This window comes from Mesorhizobium sp. M0571 (assembly GCF_040320985.1).
GTDB lineage: Bacteria > Pseudomonadota > Alphaproteobacteria > Rhizobiales > Rhizobiaceae > Mesorhizobium.
This window is the reverse complement of sequence record NZ_JAMYQT010000108.1, coordinates 1-7,052: the sequence shown is the minus strand read 5'-3', so window position 1 is coordinate 7,052 and position 7,052 is coordinate 1. Positions and strand designations below refer to the sequence as shown.

7 protein-coding genes are annotated in these 7,052 nt (G+C 56.4%); 2 read left to right on the top strand and 5 right to left on the bottom strand.

The genetic code is table 11. The annotated features are described in order from the left end of the window. From NKI85_RS37185 to NKI85_RS37165, 5 genes are all read right to left on the bottom strand, one after another. Window positions 1–142, bottom strand: a 142-nt coding sequence (locus tag NKI85_RS37185; protein WP_352780845.1) for a LysR family transcriptional regulator, incomplete at its 3' end; no start/stop codon positions are given. A 106-nt stretch (window positions 143–248) separates the two neighbouring features. Then, the gene (locus tag NKI85_RS37180) at window positions 249–1,769 is read right to left on the bottom strand and encodes a sugar ABC transporter ATP-binding protein (protein WP_352530909.1); all 1,521 of its coding nucleotides are present in this window, start codon (window positions 1,767–1,769) and stop codon (window positions 249–251) included. Between the two features lies 1 nt (window position 1,770). Continuing rightward, the gene (locus NKI85_RS37175; RefSeq protein ID WP_352780841.1) at window positions 1,771–2,742 is read right to left on the bottom strand and encodes an ABC transporter permease; all 972 of its coding nucleotides are present in this window, start codon (window positions 2,740–2,742) and stop codon (window positions 1,771–1,773) included. Further along, complete coding sequence (locus NKI85_RS37170; RefSeq protein ID WP_352530913.1) at window positions 2,739–3,779, bottom strand: ABC transporter permease; 1,041 nt, start codon at window positions 3,777–3,779, stop codon at window positions 2,739–2,741. The genes NKI85_RS37175 and NKI85_RS37170 overlap by 4 nt, the downstream gene beginning before the upstream one ends. Window positions 3,780–3,912: 133 nt before the next feature. Continuing rightward, window positions 3,913–4,938, bottom strand: a complete 1,026-nt coding sequence (locus tag NKI85_RS37165) for a sugar ABC transporter substrate-binding protein (RefSeq protein ID WP_023680812.1) — start codon at window positions 4,936–4,938, stop codon at window positions 3,913–3,915. Between the two features lie 206 nt (window positions 4,939–5,144). Here NKI85_RS37165 and NKI85_RS37160 point away from each other — a divergent pair, with 206 nt between their 5' ends. Together NKI85_RS37160 and NKI85_RS37155 are read left to right on the top strand one after the other, a co-directional pair. Beyond that, window positions 5,145–5,837: a GntR family transcriptional regulator gene (locus NKI85_RS37160; protein WP_352530916.1), complete on the top strand. Its 693-nt coding sequence runs from the start codon at window positions 5,145–5,147 to the stop codon at window positions 5,835–5,837. Then, entirely contained in the window at window positions 5,824–6,603 is a 780-nt protein-coding gene (locus NKI85_RS37155) for an SDR family NAD(P)-dependent oxidoreductase (RefSeq protein ID WP_352530918.1), read from the top strand. The genes NKI85_RS37160 and NKI85_RS37155 overlap by 14 nt, the downstream gene beginning before the upstream one ends. Window positions 6,604–7,052: the final 449 nt, after the last annotated feature.

Below are 7,052 nucleotides of genomic sequence, written 5' to 3'. Positions count from 1 at the left end.
GCAGTTCTTCACCGACTGGGGTCAGCCGGTAGCCGGTTTGCTGACGCACGAACAGCGGTTCGCCGATCTGCTTTTCGAGCGCGGTGACGCGTCGTCCAAGGGTCGCTGCGCTGCGGCGCGTGGTTCCCGTCGCTGCGCTCAAGCCACCCAGCGCGCAACGTCGAGAAACAACCTCAGATCCTCGCAGCCGATATCCATTTTGCAGAAATGAAAACTCCTTGCGACCGTGGCTGTAGCGCGTGAGGAGCTTAGGCGGCCTCAGACCTGTGGATCAGATTCATGATGCCTTCGCTCATGCCGGCATAGGATCCGTCATTGATTAGCTGGCCCTGAAGCCGGTAGTCGTTCATGACCAGAATCCTGTCAGCAAGCAGGATCATTTCGGGCATGTCGCTCGTGATCAGCAAAATGGCAGTGCCGTTGTCGGCGAGTTCGCGCAGCAAATCGTGCAGGTAAGCCTTGGTCTTGATGTCGATGCCGACTGACGGCTCGTCAACCAGCAAGATCTTGACGCCTGCCGCCAGCCATTTGGCGACGCTGATTTTCTGCTGATTGCCACCCGAAAGGTTGGCCACCGTCTGCGCGAGGCTGGGTGTTTTCACCTCAAGCTTCTCGATGTATGGCGTTACCTTGTGTCGCACGAGGCGGTCGGTGAGGAATCCGAGAAGTGCCGAAAGGGGGCGCCACACTGCAATTCCAGCATTTGACAGCACCGAATGCATCAAGACCAGACCTTCGCCCTTTCGATCTTCGCTGACGTATCCCACACGATGCGTGTGGATGGCTTCGCCGACCGACCTGATCTTAACCGGCTTCCCGTCGATCTCGACGGTACCAGCCGTCAGCGGAAACTGACCCAGGATGCATTTTGCAAGCTCGGTCCTTCCGGCGCCCACGAGGCCATAGAGGCCAACGATCTCACCTTTTCGGACATGCAGATTGACGTCCACATGGCCTAAAGATGTTTCAATGTTCTTGAGCTCGATGGCCGGAGGAGCCCCAGTCGAGTTGCGCTCCCGCCAGCCGCCTTCACCCTCGGCCCGGCCGATCATCAATCGGACAATGTCTTGCCGCCCCAGGCCCTCCATTGGCCGGCTTTCACAGGCATTCGACCCATCCCTCAGCACTGTGACGCTGTCGCAAAGCTCCTGCGCTTCTTCCAGCTTATGGCTGACAAATAGCAGGCTGGCCCCTTGGTCTCGCAGCTTTCGCAAAAACGAGAATAATAGATCAGTTTCACTCGAGGTAAGTGATGCGGTTGGTTCATCCAGGAGAAGCACTCGCGAGCGCAGAGACAAGGCCTTGGCGATTTCGACCAACTGCATCTTGGCGACGCTAAGGCGCGATACCGGGGTTCTTGGGTCGATGTCTAGGCCGAGGGCCTCAAGCCAACGCGCGGCCTGCTTGTTCAAGTCGGCATAGTCCACCGGCTTTAGCAACGAGGCGCCAAGTTGCTCGAGATGGATATTTTCCGCAACAGAAAACCTCGGGATAAGATTCCGTTCTTGATGTACGACGCCAACACGATGAGCGATGGCCTCGCGCGGCGAGCCGAAATGAACCTCTTGGCCCTCCAGGATGAGGCGGCCGGCATCGGGGTGGTGAACACCGGTAATGATCTTGATAAGCGTTGACTTCCCTGCGCCGTTTTCGCCGAGCAAAGCATGTATGGAATGAGTTTTAAGTGTCAGGGAAACGCCCTTTAGCGCCTTTACGCCTGGAAAGGACTTCTCAATGCCCAGAGCCTGGAACGCTATCTCGCTCGCCATTTCAGAGCCTCTTGAGATTTCGTGACAAACGACTTTCGCGAAAACGATTGGCGCCGACTGCCGCCAAGATCATTGCGCCCAGCACGACCTGCACGAGGAACGGGTCGATGTCGAAAAGCACTAGGGCTTGTGTGATTATTGCAACGATCACCACCCCGAGCAGCGTAGCGGGCACGCTGACGTGTCCGCCGGCCAAGACCGCGCCGCCGATCACGGGCGCGGCAAAAGACAAAATTAGCCAGTCGTCGCCGATCGTCGGTTGACCCATTTGTAAACGGGCAACAAGGAGAAGACCGGCAAGCGCTGCAAGAAACCCCGAAAGCGCGTGCACGATGACAACTGTATTTGCAATCGATATTCCCGACAATTCTGCGGCATGTTGATTGCCGCCGACTGCCAAAATAAACCGCCCTATGGGTTGCCGATTAAGCATGAACCACAAGGCTAGGCCGACAGCCATGGTCGGGAGCATCAACCAAGGAATGATCCCGAAGATCGCGCCCTGTCCGATGGATTTCACGCCGTCTGAGATGTTATAAAAGGGTTGGGCATGTGTGATGCCCAAATTGATGCCCTTGTAAACGGACAGGCTGGCGAGGGTAATTACGAACGCCGAAATGCCAGTTCGGGCGATCAGAAATCCGTTTATTACGCCGCATATGACCCCAAGCGACAGCGCGCTTAAGGCGGCAAGGGATGCCGGCACGTGCCACGCGTCCATCATGCCGGCGAAAACAATAGCGCAAAGACCGCCGATAGCCCCGACAGACAAATTCATCTGACCGATACCGATGATGAGCATTTGCGAAAACGCGATCAGGCCATTTACTGCAATTGCGAGCAGCAGCACCTGAATATTCAATGGCGACAGGAATGATGGGTTGAAGCCCCCCACGATCGCAACCGCGACGATCGTAACCAGCAGCGGCCCAAACCAGTCGCTCCGCACGGCGTTGGCCAAGGAGCCGTTCATGCCATGTTCCTCCGGGCCAGAAAGGTTCGGCGTGTTTTGTCCATCAATACCGCAGCCAGCAAAAGCAGACCCAAAAAGCTCTGAATCCAGAAATCACCCAGCTGTAATAGAAGCAAACCACTAGTCAGCATTGTCACCAGAAACGCACCCAGGCACGTCCCCAGCACCGATGCCTTACCGCCCGCCAGAAGTGTTCCCCCCAACACAGGACCAAGGAACGCGATGAGCAGCCAGTCCTGTCCGAGTTGTCCCGCCATTGATGGGATCGCCGCTCCATTGCGTGCGACTAGCATCAGAGCCGCACAGGCGGCGAGCGCGCCAGACAGCATGTGGCAGTATATGAAGATGCGCCCGACATTTATGCCGGACATCTCCGCCGCTTCGGGCTTGGCGCCAGCAGTCAGCATCTCCCGCCCAACCGCCGTCAAATTATAAAGATATCCTAGAAGCAATGCAGCCAGGAGGCTGACCAGGAGGAGCGGAGAGAAAAGACCCAACAGCTTGAGGCGTCCGAACGCTGCAAAGACGGGTGGCAGAGCGCGATAGGATTCTGCACGCGTCAGGAAAATCATTACGCCGAAGAAAATGCTCATTGTAGCGAGCGTGATGATGAAGCTGTGCAATCCTGTGCGAACGGAAGTCCATCCGTTGATAAAGCCCAGCAAGGCGCCAAGGGCCACCGCTGAGAGAATTGCGAGTGGCCATGGAAGCCCGACCACCTCAATGAGATAGCCGCAAGTCATTGCGGCACAAACGCCGATCGCCCCTACAGCAAGGTTCAACCCCCCAGTTATAACGACGACCATCATGGCCAAGCCGATCATGATGTTGACGGCTGCGATACGACCGAGGGTGAACAAATTGAAGGCCGAAAAGAAACCCTCTGTTGTGAATTTGAAGGCCAGAGCAAAGATCACAATCAGGGCAATGAGCCCGAACTCATTGGTCAGATAGAATCGTGTCTCGGTGGCATTCCTGCGCGGCTTGCCGACGATGTCGCCACTGGGACCCTTCGCCGGCACATCTGAATAAGACATGGTTTCGCACCTTCAATGGCTAGGCTGCCATCTTATCAGGCCTGGCTCTGGGTCACGACAGACACCGTGCAATTTGGTTGGACGACCGCCGGGTCTGCTTGAACGCAGCCCGGCGGCATTGGCGGAAGTCTCGTTACTTGCAGGTCAGATAAGTCGCCTGGAAGGTTTCAAAGAGCTTCTTGGTCGTGTCGCGCATGGCGTCAACATAAGTGTCGATTTTGTCGGCCGCGACATAGACGGTTCCCGAGTCGATGAACTTGTCAGTGAGGGCATTCTTCTTAAAAGGCGCATCGGTCTTGACCGCGCAACCCGAACGAAGCTTGTCGAGAACGAAAGTGCCGATATAGCCTTGGCCATACGGATTCTGCAGCATTGTGCCATTCACAAAGCCATCCTTGATCGCCTTCAACACAACTTGATCGTGATCAATGGCTACCATCTTGATCCGCTTGTCGCCGATCTTTCGGACTGCGTTCGAGGCTACAACCGCAGGGACCCAAGCGGTCGTGATGATGCCATCGACGTCGTTGGCGTGAGCTGCCAGGTAGGCATTAATCTTTTCCTCGGCTGGCTCGGGCGCATCAATGTCAGCGATGACCTGGACGACCGTTGCGCCTTCTTCCTCCGCCGCTTTTTTGACGGCGTCAATGCGAAGCTGGGTATTCGGATCAACAAGGAAGCCGGTGAAATGAGCAATGCGCTTCTTGGTGCCCGTCAGTGTTTTCAAAAGCTCCTTGGTTCCAATGTATGCTGAATTGCCAGTGTCGGTGCCGAGGCAGAAGGTTGCTGAAGAAGGATCCTTGAAGCACCCTGCGCCGCCGATGACAGGCGCGCCATTGGACACGAGCTCGTCCACGGTACTGACCGATCCGACGGGGTCACCTGGGAAAATCAGAAAGCCGTTGTAACCCTGGGTCAAAAGGCTCTCGAGCAGCTGGTTCTGCTGGCTGAGTTCCCACTTTTGCGGCACCTTGTAGTCTGCTGCGGCCAGGCCAAAATCCTTGGCAGCATCCTTACCAGCTTGCTCCCACGCCGCGAAGTAGGGGTGCGGACCTCCGGGGACCAGCGCAATTTTTGAATCTCCAGCGGCGAAGGCGGACCCCACGCCTATTGCGGATAGCAGTCCAATCGCGAGCACGCGACGCAAATAGTTCGACATCAAAACTCCTCCCGTTGAGAGCGCCGCCTTCCCGCTTAAAATTGTCGAGACCGCCAGCGCAAATGGCTTGCATTCACCGCAGAAGTTCTAGTACACTTGTATACAAGGTGCAACTGCTTTTTTGTTGATGGCATTTTTCCGAGGACATTGTGCAAGAAGGCGAGCGGAACGCGATATCGCGTTGCGACCAGAATGGAGCGAAAGCCATGTCTTCCGGATTGGCTGAACTAGACGTGTTTTTGAACCGGCGCAGTTCGGCGAGTGAGCAAATTTACTCCGTCCTGCGCGAGGCAATCGTGCGTGCGAAGCTCTTGCCTGGCGAATCGATTAGTGAAAACGCGGTGTGTCGCCAGTTCAATGTGTCTCGCACACCTGTGAGGGCAGCGATTCAAAGATTGGCCGAAGACGGACTTGTGAGTGTCTTTCCGCAGCTCGGCAGTTTTGTTTCTCAAATTGATATCGTCAGCATCCAAGACAGCCATTTTGTCCGCCGTTCCCTGGAAACTTGCCTTCTTCGCGAAGTTGCGCCGCGTTGGACGCCAGCGATGAGCGCTGAAATGCGTTCACTGGTGGCGGCTCAAGAACGGAGTATCGCTGAGGGCGATATTGACGGATTTCACGACAATGACGAGAATTTTCACCAATTGTTTGCGTCTTTCGCGCAGCGACCGGGAGTTTGGACGACCATCCACGCTGCCAAAGCCAAGCTGACTCGCTTTATTCGTTTCTCCGGCAATGCCGCACGATTTGCGGTTGTGCTGCAGGAGCATTTGGCAATTCTGGATGCGCTGGATGCCAATGACGGACCCGGTGCGGAAGCCGCATTGGTCGCCCATCTCGATAAAATCTTTGTCCTTTTCGACGCGCATGCGTCGGACACACGCCATGCCGCCGTCTGACCAAGCAATGGAGAATTCCCGCTTGCAATCGCTAGAAGGAAAAACCGCTGTCGTAACTGGAGGCGCAGGCGCTATCGGCTCCGCAATCGCAGTGGAACTGGCGCGCGCCGGCGCTCAAGTAGCAGTCCTGGATCTGCTCCCCGAGGCCGCAGAGGCGCTGGCGTCGCGGGTAGGGCATGGCGCCGTTGCCGTCGGTGTTGATCTGGCAGTTGAGAGTTCAACGCGCGCGGCGGCGGAGAAGGTTCTTCAGCACTTCGGTTCGGTCGACATTTTGGTCAACAATGCTGGCATTCTGTCGAACCACAAAATGGCAGATACCTCGATCGAGGAATGGCGAAGGGTCAACATAGTCAACGTAGAAGCCGCATTCCTTCTCGCCCAGATATTTCTTCCAGGGATGCGCTCGAAACGGTGGGGTCGGGTGATCAATATCTCCTCCTATGCCGCCAAAAGCGGAGGCTTGACCGCAGGGACGGCGTATTCAGTTTCGAAAAGCGCGATGATCGGGCTGACTTTTTCGATTGCCCGCGAGACCGCTGGCCAGGGCGTGACCTCGAATGCAATTGCCCCCGCCTACGTAATGTCGCCGATGGTTTCCGAACAGCTCAACGACGAACAGCGCGCGGCCCAGCTTGCTCAAATCCCGGTCGGGCGATTTTGCGAACCTCAAGAAGTCGCCCACACCGTTTCATTCCTCGCGTCACCTCTAGCCGGCTTCATCACGGGCGAGGTTATCGACATGAACGGTGGTCTCCATTTCGATTGAGCTGCATACAAGGGAAAATCGTCTTTCTTACGCCAATTTGGCGCTCGCATCGGCCGGTGTCCAAATTCCTCGGTACGATCGACGGAGTGTGACGCCCGGAATCGTGCATCTCGGTATCGGCAACTTCCACAGGGCCTATCAGGCAATCTATACGGATGATTGCCTGGCCGCGGGACAACTCGATTGGGGCATCATTGCAGCCTCCTCCGGAGTTCGGACACGCGGGACGCGCTTGCTCCCCAAGATGGTTTGTACACAGTTGTCAGTCGTCAAGGTGAACAGACGAGCCTTCGGATAGTCGGTTCTATCGGCCATATTCTTGTCGCACCGGAGGGCCCCGCTCAGCGTAAGCGCCTCGCCGATCACCTATGGGTTTGGGCTTGATGTTTTCCGGAATCGCCAGGGCATGAGTTCCTCGATCTGGCTCTGTGGATGGCCGTTGATGATGG

What these genes read in the sequence shown, in the direction of transcription:
- NKI85_RS37165 (WP_023680812.1), bottom strand. Translation starts at nt 4,938, where the DNA reads ATGTCGAACTATTTGCGTCGCGTGCTCGCGATTGGACTGCTATCCGCA.
- NKI85_RS37155 (WP_352530918.1), top strand. Translation starts at nt 5,824, where the DNA reads ATGCCGCCGTCTGACCAAGCAATGGAGAATTCCCGCTTGCAATCGCTA.
- NKI85_RS37170 (WP_352530913.1), bottom strand. Translation starts at nt 3,779, where the DNA reads ATGTCTTATTCAGATGTGCCGGCGAAGGGTCCCAGTGGCGACATCGTC.
- NKI85_RS37160 (WP_352530916.1), top strand. Translation starts at nt 5,145, where the DNA reads ATGTCTTCCGGATTGGCTGAACTAGACGTGTTTTTGAACCGGCGCAGT.
- NKI85_RS37175 (WP_352780841.1), bottom strand. Translation starts at nt 2,742, where the DNA reads ATGAACGGCTCCTTGGCCAACGCCGTGCGGAGCGACTGGTTTGGGCCG.
- NKI85_RS37180 (WP_352530909.1), bottom strand. Translation starts at nt 1,769, where the DNA reads ATGGCGAGCGAGATAGCGTTCCAGGCTCTGGGCATTGAGAAGTCCTTT.